This is a genomic window from Aliivibrio sp. SR45-2, from assembly GCF_963890165.1.
Taxonomy (GTDB): Bacteria; Pseudomonadota; Gammaproteobacteria; order Enterobacterales; family Vibrionaceae; genus Aliivibrio; species Aliivibrio salmonicida.
In genome coordinates this window covers 24,818-43,964 of record NZ_CAWPRC010000150.1, presented here as the reverse complement: position 1 = coordinate 43,964, position 19,147 = coordinate 24,818, and the positions used below count along the sequence as shown (strand labels likewise).

The following is a 19,147-nucleotide window of genomic DNA, read 5'->3' as shown; positions in this document are numbered from 1 at the left end:
AAAAAATGACAACAGAACAGAAACTACAATTAGCTGAAATTAGAACGATGATCCCTGAAATGCGCCGTGTTGAATGCATCCACTTTGTTGGAATTGGCGGTGCGGGTATGAGTGGAATTGCGGAAGTTTTATTAAATGAGGGCTACCATATTAGTGGCTCTGATGTTGCAGAAAATAGTGTCACTGTTCGTTTAGCTGAAAAGGGTGCTGATATATTTTTTGGGCATCACGCAAGTAATGTAGAAAAAGCGAGTGTGGTGGTTGTATCAACGGCGATAGATCAAGCTAACCCTGAAATCGTAGCAGCAAAAGAAAATCGTATCCCTGTGATACGTCGCGCTGAAATGCTTGCTGAATTAATGCGTTATAGACATGGGATCGCGGTTGCGGGGACTCATGGTAAAACAACAACAACGGCATTAACCACTCAAATTTATTCAGAAGCAGGTTTAGATCCTACTTTTGTTAATGGCGGCTTGGTTAAGAATGCCGGAACGAATGCCCGTTTAGGCTCAAGTCGTTTTCTTATTGCTGAAGCCGATGAAAGTGATGCCTCATTTTTACACTTGCAGCCAATGGTAAGTATTGTCACTAACATTGAAGCCGATCATATGGATACTTATGGCGGTGACTTTGAAGTGTTAAAACAAACTTTTATTGATTTTCTTCATAACCTGCCATTTTATGGCCAAGCTGTCATGTGTATTGATGATGATGTGGTAAGAGAGTTATTACCGCGCGTTAGTCGCCAAGTTATTACGTACGGTTTTTCCGATGATGCGGATGTACGTTTAATTAATTATCGTCAAGAAGGTCAAAAAAGCTTTTTCACGGTACAAAGAAAAGATCGTACAGATTTAGATATTGTCCTTAATATTCCGGGTAAACATAATGCATTGAATGCAACAGCAGCCATTGCTGTTGCTACTGAAGAAGACGTTGAAGATAGCGCGATTCTTTCCGCATTACTCAATTTTGAAGGTGCTGGGCGTCGATTTGATCAGTTAGGTGAGTTTGAAACGGGCAATGGACACGCGATGCTTGTCGATGATTACGGTCATCACCCTACAGAAGTCGATGTTACAATTAAAGCGGCACGTGCAGGCTGGGAAGATAAACGTTTAGTTATGATATTCCAACCTCACCGTTATAGCCGAACGCGTGATTTGTATGATGATTTTGCTAACGTTTTAGATAATGTTGATGTACTTATTATGCTTGATGTTTATTCTGCGGGTGAAAAACCCATTGCAGGTGCTGATGGCCGAGCGTTGTGTCGTACGATTCGAGCTCGCGGTAAATTAGATCCAATATTTGTTCCAACTATTGATGCATTACCCTCTGTTTTGGCTAACATCATTCAAAATAATGATTTAGTGCTGACACAAGGAGCTGGTGATGTTGGTAAATTAGCAAAACAACTCGCTTCATTGGAATTAAATATCCAAGCAATGAAAGAGTTAGGTTAAATATTGTTTAAATAGTTAGAACAACTAAGAAAAAAACGCATAATGGGATAGAATCCTCATTGTATTAATAATATGCTATCAAACATTGGATAGAGGGTTTTTACACCCTATAATTATTAGATAATGGCATTTTGGCATTACTTAATGTCTATTTGAGCGAATTAGGTAGGCATTACATTGTTTATTAACACTGTTATGAAAATTATATGATTAAGACTGTCAAAATGAATACATCATTTGATAAAGAGAAAATAAGAAAACACTTACCAGGTGGCTTATTTCTTTTATTTGTTATTATCATTTCGCTTTGGTTGTTAGTGTCGACGATTAGCTGGATGACGGATAAAGATAGATTGCCCTTATCTCACATGATCATTCAAGGACAATTAAAACATATAACGGCTGATGATATTCGTGGAGCCATTGAATCTATGGATTCTGTCGGTACCTTCATGACTCAGGATGTCAATAAACTGCAAGATGCATTGTTATCTTTGCCTTGGATAGCTCAAGTCTCGGTTAGAAAGCAATGGCCAGAAACGATTAAAGTGTTTGTGGTTGAGAATCAACCGGAAGCAACATGGAATAACAGCGTTATTGTTAATCCTGAAGGTGTTGTTTTTAATGCACCAATGAGCGATTTGTTAGAGCCAAAGCCTGCATTATTTGGTCCAGATACGGACAGTAAAGAAGTGTTGAGTTTTTGGCATCAACTACAAAAAGAATTTAAACCACTAAATATTACGGTTCACAGTGTTGCGTTAACTGAACGATTATCTTGGCAAGTGGTTCTCGATAATGGTATTCGATTAGAACTTGGTCGCGATGCGCGTGAAGAAAGAGTGGAACGCTTTATTGCTTTATATAAGCAATTAGCAGATAAGAAACATTCGATTGATTACATAGATCTTCGTTATGACACCGGTGCCGCTGTTGGCTGGAAATCAGAAAATCTAGAAGACAAAGAAGAGAATTGACATGAGTAAAACGCCAGAAGGCAGTATTATTGTTGGTTTAGACATAGGTACAAACAAAGTATCCGCACTCGTGGGTGAGGTTTTACCTGATGGCCAAGTGAGTGTAATAGGCTCTGGTTCGTGTCCCTCTCGTGGAATGGATAAAGGTGGTGTCAATGACCTTGAGTCAGTAGTGAAATCGGTGCAACGCGCGATTGATCAAGCTGAACTGATGGCTGAGTGCACGATTACTTCTGTATTTATTTCTTTATCAGGAAAGCATATTGCGAGCCAGATAGAAAAAGGAATGGGGTCGATATCTGAAGAAGAAGTTACCCAAGATGATATGGACAGTGTTATTCATACTGCAAAATCCGTTAAAATCGGTGACGAACAGCGAACACTGCATGTAATACCACAAGAATTTACGATAGATGTTCAAAAAGGCATCCGTAATCCAATTGGCTTGTCAGGTATGAGAATGGAAGTGAGCGTTCACCTCATTACGTGCCATAATGATATGGCAAGGAATATTGTGAAGGCCGTTGAACGTTGTGGCTTGAAAGTGGAACATATTATATTTTCAGGTCTAGCTTCAAGTAATGCTGTTATCACTGAAGATGAACGTGATCTTGGTGTTTGTGTTGTCGATATCGGCGCAGGTACAATGGATATTGCGATTTGGACTGATGGTTCATTACGTCATGCAGAAGTGCTTCCATATGCTGGAAATGCAGTAACTAGTGATATAGCTTACGCTTTTGGTACACCATTTAACGATGCTGAAAAATTAAAAGTAAAGTATGGTTGTGCACTTAGTGAGCACATTAATCGTGATGAAACGGTCAATGTTCCTAGTGTTGGTGGGCGTCCATCAAGAAGTTTACAACGAAGAATGCTAGCAGAAGTGATTGAACCAAGGTATTCTGAACTGTTAGGCTTAGTAAACCAACGCATTATCGCGATTCAGGACAAATTACGTACTGAAGGAACTAAGCATCATCTTGCCGCTGGTATTGTATTGACTGGTGGTGGATCACAAATTGATGGTTTGGTTGATTGCGCAGAACGAGTCTTCCAGACCCAAGTAAGAATTGGCCAACCTCTAGATGTAACAGGCCTAACAGATTACGTAAAAGAACCATATCAAGCAACAGCGGTAGGTCTTTTACATTACGGTAAAGAAAGTCAGTTTCATGACGACGACGATTATGTGCCAAGTAAGCATCAATCGTTTACTACCGTAATTAAGAAATTTAAAAATTGGATACTAAAAGAGTTTTAACCTGAGCGAACAGGAAGAAACGGAGAGAACAAATGTTTGAGCCGATGATGGAAATGTCCGACGACGCAGTAATTAAAGTTGTTGGTGTAGGTGGCGGTGGCGGTAATGCCATTGAACACATGGTACGTGAGTCAATTGAAGGCGTTGAGTTTATCAGTGTCAATACTGATGCTCAGGCACTTCGTAAGACGAGTGTAAACACAGTTATTCAGATTGGTGGAGACATCACGAAAGGCTTAGGTGCTGGTGCAAACCCACAAGTAGGCCGTGATGCAGCTCTAGAAGATCGTGAAGCGATTAAAGAAGCTCTGATGGGTGCCGATATGGTATTTATTGCAGCTGGCATGGGGGGCGGTACAGGTACTGGTGCGGCTCCAATTATTGCTGAAGTTGCAAGAGAGCTGAACATCTTGACTGTTGCTGTCGTAACAAAGCCATTTAGCTTTGAAGGTCGTAAGCGTCTTGCTTTTGCTGAGCAAGGAATCGAAGAATTATCAAAACATGTTGATTCATTAATTACGATTCCAAATGAAAAATTACTTAAAGTACTTGGTCGTGGTATTACGTTATTAGAAGCGTTTGCGAAAGCAAATGATGTTCTTCGTAATGCAGTTCAAGGTATTGCTGAGTTAATTACTCGTCCTGGTATGATCAACGTCGATTTCGCGGATGTTCGTACGGTAATGTCTGAAATGGGACATGCAATGATGGGTAGCGGCGTCGCCGTTGGTGAAGAAAGAGCAGAAGAAGCGGCTGAGATGGCTATCTCAAGCCCATTGCTTGAAGATATCGATTTGGCTGGTGCTCGTGGTGTTCTTGTTAACATTACCGCTGGTCTTGATATGCGCCTTGACGAATTTGAAACCGTTGGTAACACAGTAAAAGCATTTGCTTCAGATAATGCGACAGTTGTTATTGGTACCTCTTTAGACCCTGATATGACTGATGAAATTCGAGTTACTGTTGTTGCGACTGGTATCGGCACTGAAAAAAAGCCTGAAATTACATTAGTAACAAATAAAGCAACCTCTGCACCAGCACAACAAACACCAGCGGCTCAAGTTAAGCCAAAGGTAGAAGCTCCAGTTGTTGAACCGGTTGTTGAGAAAGCGGCACAAAATGTGCAAGTAACGAAACCAGCACCACAGCAAACAACATCGACCTCTCCGGCGGCTGGTGTTCAGAATGCAGGTGCAGCACAAGCTAAACCAGATCAAAAAGAAGATTATTTAGATATCCCGGCGTTCTTACGTCGTCAAGCTGACTAATTAATCATCAAAACGATTTGGTTTTATTAGAAGACTTATGCTAAAATCCCAAACCAGTTCATTGAATTGGTTTGGATTCAAGTATATTTAAGTTGGGATGAGCATATGATCAGACAACGTACACTGAAAAGTATAGTGCAAATGACAGGCGTGGGTTTACACTCAGGCCGTAAAGTCACGCTTACTCTTCGTCCTGCAGCGGCAAATACAGGTGTAATTTATCGTCGTACAGACCTTAATCCACCGGTTGATTTCCCTGCGGATCCAGAGTCAGTTCGCGATACTATGCTATGCACAGCGTTAGTTAATGATGATGGCGTACGAATCTCAACGGTTGAACACTTAAACGCTGCATTAGCGGGCGTTGGTATTGATAACGTAGTTATCGAAGTCGATGCTCCTGAAATTCCAATTATGGATGGCAGTGCGAGTCCTTTTGTTTATCTTTTACAATCTGCGGGTATTGAAGAACTTAATACAGCGAAGAAATTCATTCGTATTAAGAAACCTGTTCGCATTGAAGATGGTGATAAGTGGGCTGAAATTCGTCCTTATAACGGTTTCCGCTTAGATTTCACAATTGACTTCAATCACCCTGCGATTGAATCGGATGACCAAAAGTTAGTGTTTGAATTTTCAAGCCAATCGTTTATTAAAGATATTTCACGTGCCCGTACTTTTGGGTTCATGCGTGATATCGAGTACTTACAATCACAAAACCTATGTTTAGGCGGCAGTTTTGATTGTGCTATTGTACTAGATGATTACCGTATTCTTAATGAAGACGGGTTACGTTTTGAAAATGAATTTGTAACACATAAAGTACTAGATGCTGTTGGCGACCTTTATATGTGTGGTCATAGTATTCTTGGTGAGTTAAGTGCTTATAAATCAGGTCATGCACTAAATAATCAGTTGCTCCGTGCCGTTCTTGCTGATCAAGAAGCATGGGAGTGGACAACCATTGAAGATGAAAAAGACTCTCCAGTTGCGTTTATGCAACCGGGAATGGTTCTTGCGTAAACTATCATCGAAATAAAAAAGCCAAGCATTGCTTGGCTTTTTTTATGTCTGAAGAATAAAGCTTATTTTTTATTTGCCAATGCAGCTAGGCTCTCTAAGCGTTTTTTTAATTTTGGTGAAGCGGTTTCTGCAACCATTTCCAAAGCACTTGCGGCTGCTTTAGATAACTCTCGTTTTGCCTGCGTTTCTGTTTTATAAACCTCAGGCTTTTCTCCCACAAAAGATCGAGCGAGATCTGGGTTGATCTTAACCTCTAAGTTCGATAATCCTGGTAGGCCGTGCTTACGAAATGTAGACAGTATCGTTAATCGCTCATAGTTTATTCGTGTTGCCCAGACACTGCTTGACACTTCGATCACTAAAGATCCTTGGCGATAATTTGCCACACGGCAATGATCTTCACAGCCTTTAGGCAATGAATCTTTTAAAACATGGGATAATTTAGACAAAATAATCGCTTTTTCTTGTAGATCTTTAAATCGAGTATTATTGAAAAAATCATTTGCCGGTTGAGGTCTATGGTCACGCATTATTGGTATATCTCATAAATAAGCTAGGAAAAAGTCATAAATGCCAATTAGATCTGAATTTTTCAGAATTGAAATCAAACTCTACGGATTTAACTTAGGATTGCTTTACATTATCGCTTATACTTTCTTAATTATTACTTATGCTGATAAGCAACACAACCATCAGCTCAGGCCTTGAAAAATCATTGCCTCATCCCCATAAAATAATTATACCGAAGAAGTATTTTTCTTAGAGTAATTTCTCTAGGTGATTGATTCAAATTTCAAATTAAACGATCTATTACGATCAAGAGATAAGAGAAGCAACGGAATCATGTTTTCTAAAATCCTAACTAAAGTTATTGGTAGCCGTAATGATCGTACATTACGTAAGCTACGTAAAATTGTTGACCAAATTAATAAACTTGAACCACAATTCGAATCATTACAAGACGAAGAATTAAAAGCGAAAACGATAGAGTTCCGTTCACGTTTAGAACAAGGTGAATCTTTAGATGATTTACTGCCAGAAGCATTCGCAACAGTTCGTGAAGCTTCTAAGCGTTTATATGGCATGCGTCACTTTGATGTACAAATGATTGGCGGCATGGTGCTAAATGATAGCCAAATCGCAGAAATGCGTACAGGTGAAGGTAAAACATTAACGGCAACCCTACCATGTTACTTAAATGCGTTAACAGGTAAAGGTGTTCATGTTGTTACTGTGAATGATTACCTTGCTAAGCGTGATGCAGAGACAAACCGCGAATTATTTGAATTCTTAGGCATGACAGTTGGTATTAATGTACCGAATATGCCACCGCAAGAAAAAAAATCAGCTTATCAATCCGATATATTATACGGAACAAACAATGAGTTTGGTTTTGACTATCTACGTGACAACATGGCTTTCCGTGCTGAAGACCGTGTTCAACGTGAGCGTTATTTTGCGGTAATCGATGAAGTGGATTCAATTTTAATCGATGAAGCTCGTACTCCATTGATCATTTCTGGTCCTGCAGATGACAGTTCTGAGCTATACACCCGTATCAATATACTGATCCCTCAGCTTGTTAAACAAGATGAAGAAGACAGCGAAGATTACCGCGGTGAAGGTCATTACACATTAGATGAAAAAGGCAAGCAAACTCATTTAACTGAAAATGGTCAAGAATTTGTTGAACAATTACTAAAAGATGAAGGCTTAATGGAAGAAGAGGATACGTTATATTCTCCTGCTAACATTAGTTTACTTCATCATATCAATGCGGCATTACGTGCTCATGTATTGTTTGAAAAAGACGTCGATTATATTGTAAAAGACGATGAAGTTATCATCGTTGATGAACATACTGGCCGTACTATGCCTGGTCGTCGTTGGTCTGAAGGTTTGCACCAAGCTGTAGAAGCGAAAGAAGGTGTGAAAATTCAAAATGAAAACCAAACATTAGCTTCTATCACATTCCAAAACTTCTTCCGTTTATATGACAAACTATCTGGAATGACGGGTACCGCTGATACTGAAGCTTTTGAATTCCAGTCTATTTATGGTTTAGATACGGTTGTTATTCCAACGAACCGTCCAATGACTCGTAATGACATGGGTGATTTGGTCTACATGACTGAAGCTGAAAAATTTGCAGCTATCATTGAAGACATTAAAGCGTGTTCTGAACGTGGTCAGCCAGTATTGGTTGGTACTGTTTCAATTGAAAAATCTGAATTACTTTCAAATGCATTAAAAACAGCAAAAATTAAGCACAACGTTCTTAATGCTAAATTCCATGAACAAGAAGCCGATATCGTTGCTAATGCGGGTACGTCAAGCGCCGTAACTATTGCTACAAACATGGCTGGTCGTGGTACTGATATCGTGTTGGGTGGTAACTGGCAAGCAGAAGTTGCTAAGTTAGATAATCCGTCTGCTGAACAAGTTCAAACCATTAAAGCCGCTTGGAAAGAAGCGCATGATACGGTTTTGACTGCTGGTGGTCTTCATATTATTGGTACAGAACGTCATGAATCACGTCGTATTGATAATCAATTACGTGGTCGTGCTGGTCGTCAAGGTGATGCTGGTTCTTCACGTTTCTACTTATCAATGGAAGATGCGTTAATGCGTATCTTTGCTTCAGATCGTGTGTCTAACATGATGAAAAAGTTAGGTATGGAAGAAGGCGAAGCGATTGAGCATCCTTGGGTAACTAAAGCGATAGAAAACGCACAGCGTAAAGTTGAAGGTCGTAACTTCGATATTCGTAAACAATTACTTGAATACGATGATGTTGCAAATGACCAACGTAAAGTCGTTTATGAATTACGTGATGAGTTAATGAACGTTGATGATATCAGTGAAATGATTAATCATAATCGTCAAGACGTACTTGAAGGGTTGTTTGGTCAGTATATTCCGCCACAATCATTAGAAGAAATGTGGGATGTTGAAGGGTTAACGACTCGTCTACGTACTGATTTTGATTTGGATTTACCAATTCAAGAATGGCTAGACAGCGATAATAAACTTCATGAAGATAACCTACGTGAAAAAATTATTGAAAGTGCATTCCAAGTTTATAAAGATAAAGAAGAGTCTGTTGGCGAATCTGTTCTACGTAACTTTGAAAAAGCCGTGATGCTGCAAACGCTTGATGGATTATGGAAAGAACACTTAGCGGCGATGGACCATTTACGTCAAGGTATTCATTTACGTGGTTATGCTCAAAAGAACCCGAAACAAGAATACAAGCGTGAGTCATTTGAGTTATTTGAAGGTTTACTTGATACATTAAAATTGGATGTTGTTTCAATTTTAAGTAAAGTCAGAGTTCAACAACAAGAAGATGTTGAACGTATGGAAGAGCAACGTCGTAAAAATGCAGAAGAAGTTGCTCGACTTCAAAAACTACAGCATCAAAATGCAGAAAATCAACTTGATGACGGTCATTCTTCAGATCAAAGCCACTCACCAATGGTACGTGATGAACGTAAAGTTGGACGAAATGAAGTATGCCCATGTGGTTCAGGTAAAAAATACAAACAATGCCATGGTAAAATCTAGTCAGTCATTTACCTGCGCATGAATAAATAAAAAGCCGCTCTTGTTAGCGGCTTTTTTTATAGCGATGCCGATTTAAAATTGAAAAATATAGGGAAGATAATGAAGCGTGTACATATTGTGGCTGCGGTTATTTTAAATGAAGAGCAAGATCAAGTGTTCATCACTAAACGCCCAGACAAGGCTCATAAAGGTGGTTTTTGGGAGTTTCCTGGTGGAAAGGTCGAGCTTGATGAAAGCGCAAAGCAGGCATTAATAAGAGAGCTTAACGAAGAGGTTGGGATAGAGACTACGGAATTAACGTTATTTGAATCGTTAAATCATGACTATTCTGATAAATCGCTCTATTTTGATTTTTTTACTGTGACTAAATTTAACCATTTCCCTTATGGAAAAGAAGGTCAACAGGGGTTGTGGGTACCTATTTCTGAATTGAATCAGTATGAATTTCCAGAAGCCAATGTACCGATCTTAAATAAAGTGATGACATGTTACTTAAGATAAATATGAACTGGATAGAATAAAAAAGGTGAATCATTGAGATTCACCTTTTCTTTTTATATGGACGTATTAATACGGTTCTGATGACCATCCATCAGAGTCTGACATATCAGGTGCACCAGCAATTGACTTCTCTTCATCTGCCCATTCACCAAAATCAATCATTTGGCATTTTTTGCTGCAAAAAGGACGAAATTCACTTTCTGTATTCCAAACGACTTTGTTTTGGCAAGTTGGACATTTCACGATCGTTGGTTGTTGACTGTTCGGTTGTGACATAATTTCCTCAGCAGACAGCAAGGGTAAACTCGATGTCTTTTTCACAATTCTTGTTTGTTTCAAAAGACATAAAGCGTAACGCAAATCGACTTTTATGCCCAGAGATCATTGGGTAAACACCTTGGTCAATCGGAATTTCTAAGCGAAGTAAATTGGAATTTTCCATTTCGCTTTGCATAAATCCATTACGTGCAATCTGAGGTGTATAACGTGCGGTTTCCCTGGTTAAACGTAACCATAGAGATAAAGCATCAGACAGAGAGAGTAATTGAGACATCCAGTTGTGTGTATTTCGACAACGTACATCAAGAGGGAGGTGTAGCCAATGATGAAGTGCCGGTAAATCGAAACAGCAATCGCCACCAGGAATAAAGAAACGTTGCTTCAATGCAGAAAGAAAGCGATCTTCTTTTAGGCTATGTCCTGGACGAGTCGTTTGCATTAGGTTTTGGTGAACTTGACTTATTTGTTCTAATACGGAAAGAAGCGCAGATTGATCGACGCCTTCAATATTCATCCATGCACGGTATTGTAAACGCAGTTTTTCTAAGTCTTTACCTAGATCGGCTTTGACTTGAACCTGCTCTAAAATATCCAACATATGGAATAAAGAGCTAAAGAACACTTGGTATTCGTAAGGTTGTGTTAAATCAGCAGAATGACCAAGCTTACGCAATAGAGATTCTATACGTAAATAAATTCGAGTCCTTTCATTTAAAGGATGTTCAAACTTTTGCATTCCAAGTCCATTCATAGTCGTTATCAATTCTTTTCTTCTATCTTAGAGGCTTGAGACAATACCAGATATTTCTGATGTAGAAGAGCAATTTTGCCATTAAGGTCTACATTTTGTTGGCTATTATCAATGACATCATCGGCAATCGCCAGACGTTGCTCTCGACTTGCTTGAGAAGCAAGAATAGCATTAACTTGTTCTTTAGTTACTCTATCACGATTCATTGTTCGATTAATTTGAGTTTGCTCCGAAACATCAACAATGAGAATACGATTTGCTAAGTTTTGTAGATTGTTTTCAACTAATAGAGGGACAACGAGTAAAGCGTATGGTGATTGAGTCAGAGTAATCTGATGTTGCATCTCTTGGCGAATTAAAGGATGAAGTAAATTATTTAGCCATTCTTTTTCTTTTGGATCAGAAAAAATACGTTGTCGTAACTCTGCGCGATTTAAACTGCCATCACTTAATAAAATCGAGGATCCAAAATGCGCTTCGATTTGGTGTAATCCGTTTGTTTTCGGTTTAACAACATCACGAGCAATGATATCGGCATCAACAATATCAATGTCATATAATTGGTTAAATTTATCTGCAATTGTCGTTTTACCACTGCCTATACCACCAGTAATAGCGATGACATAACTCATACGGGAAACCCTAGAATTGAGGTGAAGTACCATTGGCTAATTTCTTGGCCCCACAATAAACATATCCAACCTGCAATCGCGAGATAAGGACCAAATGGAATGGCTTTGTCATACCCATTTTTTTGTGCGCTTAACATTGCAATGCCAATGATGGCACCAACAATAGAAGACAATAAAACGATTAATGGCAATTGTTGCCAACCAAGCCAAGCACCAAGTGCGGCTAATAATTTAAAGTCTCCATACCCCATGCCTTCTTTACCGGTTAATAATTTAAATGCCCAATAAATGGACCATAATATTAAATAACCAGCCATGGCTCCAATGACCGAATCCATTAAGCTGACAGAACTCCAACCGACTAAGGATAAGTATAGGCCAGCCCACAGTAATGGCAGCGTTATTTGATCGGGGAGTAACATGGTATCGATATCAATAAAGGTTAATGCAATAAGCGTTAGAGTGAAAAGAACGGCAGCAATAGCAAAATAAGAAAATGGTAATAAGTAAGAGACGCCAAAACACATTGCACCTGACAGAAGCTCAATGGCAGGATAACGGAAGCTAATAGGATTACTGCATTGGCGGCATTTTCCACGCAACAACAACCAGCTAATAACGGGAATGTTATCGTAAAATTTTATTTGAGTATTGCATTTAGGACAGCGTGAACGAGGAACACTTAGATTGAATTTTTCTTCTACATCCGTTGTTTTTGATGTGGATTTCAAATCAGGAAAGCAGTCAATGCATTCTTTTTTCCATTCTCTTTCCATCATTATCGGCAAACGGTAGATGACCACATTTAAAAAGCTACCGACGAGTAGGCCAAATAAAGTAGCAAAGAGCGGAAAGAGCCAAGGGTAGTATTCAAAAGCAGCCATGTGAAATTGCATCCGATATTAATTATATTTTTAGTTAATTAATTTTATCAGAGTTCGATGCAATGAAGTAGGAGAGAGTCGCGGTAACATGGTTGAATTATTTTAACTTTATCCAATAACGTTCATTAAATTGAAGATAGGAAGGTACATTGATACGACTAACCCTCCAATCATCGTTCCTAGAAATAGAATAATAAAAGGCTCAAGTATTTTACCTAAATTATCAACCGTGTTATCGACGTCATCTTCATACACCAGTGCGACTTTGTTGAGCATATCATCCAGTTGTCCTGATTCCTCCCCTATCATCACCATCTGTAACACCATTTCAGGAAAGGTCTGGGTATGGCGCATCGCTAAATACAGAGGCATACCTGCTGCGGTATTTTGTTGTACGGAGAGAATCGCTTGTTGGTAATGAAGATTACCCGCAGTTTTACTGGTGGTGTGTAAGCTATGTAGAATGGGTAAGCCAGAGCTAAAACTGGTTGCTAGCGTTCGACTAAATTTAGCAATCGCGGCTTTAGATAATACGGTTCCAATGATGGGGATCTGAAGACTACGTCGACTGACCATTAATCTAAATTGATAGGATTTTTTTTTCAGTAAATTGAGCGAGAGAATAGCGGAAACAAGCATTAATAGAATCAAAAAACCATAGCTTTGAAGAAAATGTGAAGCATTGACAACTTGTTGGGTAAACCAAGGCAGCTCGGCTCCGAACCCTTTAAAAATAGATTCAAATTCTGGAATAACAAAAGTTAGCATTAATACCGTCACGGTAATGGCGATGATAAAAACCATGCTAGGGTAAATCATCGCTTTGATGACTTTAGCTCTAAGCGCTTCACTTTTTTCTCTGTATTCCGCGAGACGAGAGAAGGCAAGAGAAAGGCTCCCTGTCTCTTCTCCAGTAGCCACGAGATCAATATAAAAAGAATCAAAATGCGAGCAACTGGTTGAAAGTGCTTTTGACAGTTGGGTTCCCGCTTCAATCGACAAGCAAACTTGATTTAGAATGGATTTCATTTCTGCTTTGATATTGTTTTCAGCAATCAGATGCAAAGATTGAACGATAGGAACACCAGCCCCTAGCATTGTCGCAAGTTGTCGGGTGAAGAGGGTAATGTCTTTTCGTTTAACGGCATGTCGCATTTTTTCAAAGCTAGAAATACTGCGTTTTTTTAGTTTTTTAATCTGAATGCTTTGAGCGGTAAGTTTTGCTCTGACTTCGGTATCGGTAAGAGCCATAATTTTACCTGATACCTTTTTTCCTGTGCTATTGATACCACGCCAATGGAAGTTTTTTAAGGTCGGTGTTTTTACTTTTGTGGTTTTTTTTAGCATGGGGAAATTCACTTTACTGCTGAGTGATTAAAAATACAGAACACGAGTTAATTCTTGTAAGCTGGTTGTACCATCTTCGAGGCGTTTAATTCCTGATGTGGCTAAATTATCCATGCCTTGCTTGATAGCAAGTTGTTCAATCTGTCTTACCGTTGCGCCTTTTAAAATCGCAATGGAAAGCTCTCGGGTAAACGGCATGACTTCGTAAATGCCAATTCGCCCTGAATAGCCATGCGTACATTCATTACAGCCTTCAGTGTGCGCTTGAAAAACAGTGCCTAATAAATCAATACCATATTCTTCTCTGATCTCTGGGGTTAATGGATCGATAGCTTTGCAATGAGGACAAAGCCTTCTTGCTAATCGTTGAGCAATAATAAGAGTAAGAGAGGAGGCAAGGTTAAAATTCTCGATCCCCATATTTCCTAAACGTACCACTGTTTCTGCCGCTGAGTTGGTATGAAGTGTTGAAAGAACTAAGTGCCCAGTTTGTGCGGCTTTTACTGCGATTTCGGCGGTTTCTAGATCTCGGATCTCTCCGACCATCACAATATCGGGATCTTGACGAAGAAATGATCGCAAGGCGTAAGCAAAGGTAAATCCAATTTTAGGGTTTACTTGAACTTGGTTAATGCCATTCAGATTTATTTCGACAGGATCTTCTGCGGTGGATATGTTTTTTTCTGTCGTATTTAAAATGTTTAGGCCAGAGTAAAGAGATACTGTTTTGCCACTGCCGGTTGGGCCCGTCATTAAGATCATGCCTTGAGGGCGTTTTAATGCCGTTAGGTATAATTCTTTTTGCGCGTCACTGTAACCGAGCTTGTCGATATCCAAGCTGGCCGCGCTGCTGTCTAATAATCGAAGAACAATCTTCTCTCCCCATAATGTAGGAAGAGAGGAGACGCGCATATCAATGGAGACTTCGCTGTTCAGTTTAAGTTTGATGCGTCCGTCTTGTGGTAATCGTCGCTCTGCGATATCAAGTTTTGCCATGATTTTTAAGCGGGCTGAAAGACGACGACTTAAATGAGAAGAAGGGCTACTGTTCTCAACTAAAATCCCATCACAACGGAAACGTACACGATAAGTTTCTTCATAAGGTTCAAAGTGAATATCAGAAACGCCTTTTCGAACGGCCTCTAGTAATATTTGGTTTATAAAACGGGTAACTGGGGCGTCGTCTTGGCTGAGATCTTCTGTGAATACCATTTCATCATTGGATATATCAACCAGTGATGCGAGCTCATCTTGGGTGATTTCTTTATTTTGTGATGGCTGTGAATCCGATAACCCTTTCCCATAAAGACGCCGAATGGCCGCTTGAAGCTGTCCTTCGTCAGCTAACACCAATTCAATTTGCTTGTTGGTTATGAAGCGAAAATCATCCTCAATTTGAGCAATACTTGGATCACTCACTGCGAGTCGAATCAAGCAGTGATCATAATGAATTGGTAATGCTTGATGTTGGGTAATGAGCTCTCTTAGCCCTAATTTTTGACAGCACGTGGCGTAATCATATTGAGCGACATTAATGACATCCAAACCAAAAATTTGAGAAAGATGACTGATTAATTCATCAGGTGTAAAAATATGAGCAGCTAAAAGCGCAGAAGGCACAGTGTGTGCCCCTGATTGAACGTGTTCGATAATGGTATTTTCTTGCGTCAAGCTAATGAGTTCAGCTTGACGCAAGATTGAAGCTAGGTTGGTGTGCACTCTTACTCTTTACCTTTACATGTCTTAGGTAGCAATGAGTCTGCTTCGTTAATATCAGTTGATGAACATTTCCATTCACCTGAAGTCGCAGTTCTTGTTAATGTTAAATTTTTAGTTGAAACTAATGTACTAACACTTGCACTGGCTGTCGTCGAAAATGTAAATGTGATTGCACCACCATCTCCTTCAGCAGTTGGAACAAACAAAACTGTGCCTAAACTCATTCCTGGAACACCTAAAGCGGATTCAGTGTTAGCGGCAGGGAAAGTTCCATGTTCAACAGTATGAGCTTCAACATTTGTTTTTACTCCAGTTAAAGTAGCTAGAACAGAAGCGACTTCTGCTTTGGCAACATACTTTTGGTATTGAGGCATAGCTATCGCTGATAACACTCCAATCACTGCAACCACGATCATTAATTCAATTAAGGTAAAGCCTTTCTGTCCTTGACACTTGTTCATTATTTTCTCCAATATAAATCAGGCTGATTTATGTTTTATTTGATGCGTGAAATAATAAAACGAATGAGGAGATATAATAGAAGGAAAAATAGGCACTTCGAGTGAGGTTGCACTTTATTATGTGCTTATTGAGGAGTTACAAATCTAATACGACGCACTTCAATTTATGCTCTTTTTTAATGATCTGTAGATCGCAATTCTTATTTTAGAAACAAATGGTTAAGTGATATTTATCATTATGGATATATGTGGTATTCATCAAAGAAAGTAGATGATTTTTATGTTCAGTTTAAACAAAAAGAGCCAACCATTAAGGCTAGCTCTTTTATAAAACAAGGTGAGATTAATTTATTTAAAACGCATGGATAAATCCATTGCAGTAAGGTGCTTAGTTAAGGCGCCCACAGAGATATAATCGACCCCTGTTTCTGCGTATTCCGCGATGGTATCTAAAGTGACATTACCTGAATTTTCTAATGCTGCACGACCTGCGTTTAATTTAACGGCTTCACGCATCATGTCTGTGGTAAAATTATCGAGCATAATAATATCAGCCCCTGCATCAATGGCTTGTTGTAACTCTTCTAAACTTTCTGTTTCGACTTCTACAGGCTTGCCCGGATTCAATTCTTTTGCCGTTGAAATGGCCTTTTCAATGCCACCACATGCAATGATATGGTTTTCTTTAATTAGATAAGCATCAAACACACCGATACGATGATTATAACCACCGCCACACGCGACGGCGTATTTTAATGCACTGCGTAACCCAGGGATAGTTTTACGCGTATCAAGTAAGCGGCATTTTGTGTGTGCGATTTTTTCAGCATAGGTTGCGGTAATCGTCGAACAACCAGATAACGTTTGAATAAAGTTCATCGCATTACGCTCACCCGTTAGTAGGGCGCGTGAAGGACCGCTTAATGTACAAAGTGTTTGGTTTGGTTTTACTTTGTCACCATCTTCTACGTGCCATTCAATCGTAACGGTCCCGCCTAATTGTTTAAATACTTCTTCGGCCCACATTTTTCCACAAAATACACCGTGTTCTCGGGTAATAATCGTCGCAACAGATTGACTGTCTTCTGAGATTAAACTTGCTGTAATATCAGCAGAAACATCAAGTGTTCCTCCTAGATCTTCACGAAGTGTATCGGCAACGGCGCGAGTAATTTCAGCAGGAAGTTGCTGTTTTAAATATTCAAGACGAGAGTCGCTGTCGTGGGTTTTAATCATGCTGAGGTCCATTGAATTATTTGAAATAAATTGATTCACACAATAATACTCGCGCTAGAGCAGAATTTCATCATAAGATACCTAAAGTTACTTCAATTTATGTAGGAATAGACATGAGATTCACGTTATCAACAACGCATTGGATCAATGAAGCGAAACACGTTGTCTCGCCATTTTATGACGAACGCTCCGATGACTTAGATATATCTTTACTTGTGGTACACAACATCAGCTTACCGCCGGGTCAGTTTGGTGGCCCTTATATTGAACAATTATTTACGGGAAAACTGGATCCGACAGAACATCCTTTCTTTAACGTTATCTATCAATTTAAAGTGTCTGCCCATTGTTTAATTCGTCGAGATGGCAGTGTTATTCAATTTGTGCCCTTTAATTCTCGAGCGTGGCATGCGGGAGCATCGTCGTTTGCGGGCAGATCGAAATGCAATGATTACAGCATCGGGATTGAATTAGAAGGAACGGATTCAGTGGCCTATACTGAGGAGCAGTATCAATCACTGGCTTCATTAACAAAGGTGATACAACAGCATTACCCGTTAGTAAAGGATGATCGTATTACGGGTCATCAGTATATAGCGCCGCTTAGAAAGACAGATCCGGGACTGTCTTTTCATTGGGAAAAGTATAATAAGTTAAGAAAATAGGGGAGTTACCTCTGAAAAGGTATATACATTGTTAGGGGTTGTGGCACAATCTTTTTGCCTCACAAATCAAATTGGTCTGACCAATTATTTCAAATATGTTTTTATATTGTTAATTAACGGTATATAGCAACTTCGTTCCATGACTCAAATCAACTTTTATCTAGACAGATCGTCTTTTTTTATGATAAATTTCAGCTCAGTTAAAATTGGTATTACCAATTAATTAGAATGACGAATGACTCACGGTAAAGTGAGCGGTAATCAACTTAAATTAGGTTGAGCTACGATGGCATATCAAAGGATCCGTCAGCCAAAATTGTCCGATGCAATCGAACAAGAACTTGAACGGCTGATATTAGAAGGAACCCTTTCTCCGGGACAGAAGCTACCCGCAGAAAGAGAGTTAGCAAAACAATTTGATGTTTCTCGCCCTTCTGTGCGAGAGGCAATACAACGTTTAGAAGCGAAGCATTTATTAACTCGCCGTCAAGGTGGCGGTACGTTTGTTAATAAAGGCTTGTGGCAAAGCTTTTCAGAGCCGTTGCTCGATTTATTGGCAACACACCCTGAAACGCAATTTGACTTACTGGAATCGCGTCACGCGTTAGAAGGTATTTCTGCTTATTACGCGGCTTTACGTGGTAATGAAGAAGATTTCAAACGGATTAAAGAGTCACATGAATTAATCCAACAAGCGCAACAGGATGGTGATTTAAAAGCAGAAGCCTCTGCGGTTATGCATTGTCTTATTACGGTCACTGAATCAGCGCATAATGTGGTATTACTTCACATGGTGCGCAGTTTAGAGCCGTTGCTTGAGCAAAACGTATTACAAAACTTTACCTTATTAAATCGTCGCGAAGCGGTGGTTGAAAAGGTGAGAGCACATAGAGCAGAAATGGTAGAAGCGATTGTGTCAGGAAAGCCTGAAGAGGCTCGTTTGGCATCTCATTCTCATCTTGCTTATATTGAAGAAACATTGTTGGAATTGACAAAAGAAGAGAGTCGCCGAGAGTGCTCACTTCGTCGAATTCAACAAAGTAATGACATGAATTAATCTGATTCATTTCATTGTCACCCTATTTGAACCAACAAATAAAAGGA

At 39.4% G+C, this 19,147-nt stretch carries 17 protein-coding genes and 1 pseudogene; 9 read left to right on the top strand and 9 right to left on the bottom strand.

The genetic code is table 11. The annotated features are described in order from the left end of the window. The first annotated feature begins 5 nt into the window (after positions 1–5). The 5 genes and pseudogenes from murC to lpxC all read left to right on the top strand — a co-directional run bounded on the left by murC (position 6) and on the right by lpxC (position 6,001). Positions 6–1,469: a UDP-N-acetylmuramate--L-alanine ligase gene (gene murC, locus AACV33_RS09120; RefSeq protein ID WP_012551098.1), complete on the top strand. Its 1,464-nt coding sequence runs from the start codon at positions 6–8 to the stop codon at positions 1,467–1,469. 224 nt (positions 1,470–1,693) lie between these two features. After that, positions 1,694–2,446 carry a cell division protein FtsQ/DivIB gene (locus tag AACV33_RS09115; RefSeq protein WP_241802886.1) on the top strand — a complete coding sequence of 251 codons (753 nt, stop codon included), beginning with the start codon at positions 1,694–1,696 and terminating at the stop codon, positions 2,444–2,446. Between the two features lies 1 nt (position 2,447). Continuing rightward, a complete protein-coding gene (gene ftsA, locus AACV33_RS09110) occupies positions 2,448–3,710 on the top strand; it encodes a cell division protein FtsA (RefSeq protein WP_012551096.1) in 1,263 nt (420 codons plus the stop codon). Between the two features lie 32 nt (positions 3,711–3,742). Beyond that, positions 3,743–4,855, top strand: a pseudogene (ftsZ, locus tag AACV33_RS09105) (cell division protein FtsZ); the annotation flags it as partial. Positions 4,856–5,083: 228 nt separating this feature from the next. Further along, positions 5,084–6,001 carry a UDP-3-O-acyl-N-acetylglucosamine deacetylase gene (gene lpxC / locus AACV33_RS09100; RefSeq protein ID WP_012551094.1) on the top strand — a complete coding sequence of 306 codons (918 nt, stop codon included), beginning with the start codon at positions 5,084–5,086 and terminating at the stop codon, positions 5,999–6,001. Positions 6,002–6,063: 62 nt separating this feature from the next. Here lpxC and AACV33_RS09095 read toward each other — a convergent pair whose 3' ends face one another. Then, entirely contained in the window at positions 6,064–6,531 is a 468-nt protein-coding gene (locus AACV33_RS09095; protein WP_012551093.1) for a DUF721 domain-containing protein, read from the bottom strand. Positions 6,532–6,844: 313 nt separating this feature from the next. On the opposite strand from AACV33_RS09095, the gene secA reads away from it, so the two are divergent. After that, positions 6,845–9,568: a preprotein translocase subunit SecA gene (secA, locus tag AACV33_RS09090; protein ID WP_182699234.1), complete on the top strand. Its 2,724-nt coding sequence runs from the start codon at positions 6,845–6,847 to the stop codon at positions 9,566–9,568. 99 nt (positions 9,569–9,667) lie between these two features. Continuing rightward, entirely contained in the window at positions 9,668–10,069 is a 402-nt protein-coding gene (gene mutT / locus AACV33_RS09085) for an 8-oxo-dGTP diphosphatase MutT (RefSeq protein WP_182699233.1), read from the top strand. A 66-nt stretch (positions 10,070–10,135) separates the two neighbouring features. Here mutT and yacG read toward each other — a convergent pair whose 3' ends face one another. The 8 genes from yacG to nadC all read right to left on the bottom strand — a co-directional run bounded on the left by yacG (position 10,136) and on the right by nadC (position 17,378). Beyond that, entirely contained in the window at positions 10,136–10,345 is a 210-nt protein-coding gene (gene yacG, locus AACV33_RS09080; RefSeq protein WP_012551090.1) for a DNA gyrase inhibitor YacG, read from the bottom strand. 7 nt (positions 10,346–10,352) lie between these two features. Then, positions 10,353–11,099 carry a cell division protein ZapD gene (gene zapD, locus AACV33_RS09075; RefSeq protein ID WP_012551089.1) on the bottom strand — a complete coding sequence of 249 codons (747 nt, stop codon included), beginning with the start codon at positions 11,097–11,099 and terminating at the stop codon, positions 10,353–10,355. Positions 11,100–11,107: 8 nt separating this feature from the next. Then, positions 11,108–11,731 (bottom strand): dephospho-CoA kinase, encoded by a 624-nt coding sequence (gene coaE / locus AACV33_RS09070; RefSeq protein ID WP_182699232.1) that lies wholly within the window; start codon positions 11,729–11,731, stop codon positions 11,108–11,110. After that, entirely contained in the window at positions 11,728–12,615 is an 888-nt protein-coding gene (locus tag AACV33_RS09065; protein ID WP_182699231.1) for a prepilin peptidase, read from the bottom strand. Before AACV33_RS09065 ends, coaE begins: the two co-directional genes overlap by 4 nt. 108 nt (positions 12,616–12,723) lie before the next feature. Then, positions 12,724–13,962: a type II secretion system F family protein gene (locus AACV33_RS09060; RefSeq protein WP_017022646.1), complete on the bottom strand. Its 1,239-nt coding sequence runs from the start codon at positions 13,960–13,962 to the stop codon at positions 12,724–12,726. Positions 13,963–13,989: 27 nt separating this feature from the next. Next, entirely contained in the window at positions 13,990–15,681 is a 1,692-nt protein-coding gene (gene pilB / locus AACV33_RS09055; RefSeq protein ID WP_182699230.1) for a type IV-A pilus assembly ATPase PilB, read from the bottom strand. A 2-nt stretch (positions 15,682–15,683) separates the two neighbouring features. Next, on the bottom strand, positions 15,684–16,142 hold the full coding sequence (locus tag AACV33_RS09050) for a pilin (protein ID WP_017022648.1): 459 nt from the start codon (positions 16,140–16,142) through the stop codon (positions 15,684–15,686). A gap of 348 nt (positions 16,143–16,490) precedes the next feature. After that, positions 16,491–17,378 carry a carboxylating nicotinate-nucleotide diphosphorylase gene (gene nadC / locus AACV33_RS09045; protein WP_023604198.1) on the bottom strand — a complete coding sequence of 296 codons (888 nt, stop codon included), beginning with the start codon at positions 17,376–17,378 and terminating at the stop codon, positions 16,491–16,493. Positions 17,379–17,491: 113 nt separating this feature from the next. Between nadC and ampD the strand changes: the two genes are divergently transcribed. Both ampD and pdhR read left to right on the top strand, forming a co-directional pair. After that, complete coding sequence (ampD, locus tag AACV33_RS09040; RefSeq protein WP_017022651.1) at positions 17,492–18,043, top strand: 1,6-anhydro-N-acetylmuramyl-L-alanine amidase AmpD; 552 nt, start codon at positions 17,492–17,494, stop codon at positions 18,041–18,043. 286 nt (positions 18,044–18,329) lie between these two features. Then, positions 18,330–19,100, top strand: a complete 771-nt coding sequence (gene pdhR / locus AACV33_RS09035) for a pyruvate dehydrogenase complex transcriptional repressor PdhR (RefSeq protein ID WP_012551082.1) — start codon at positions 18,330–18,332, stop codon at positions 19,098–19,100. Positions 19,101–19,147: the final 47 nt, after the last annotated feature.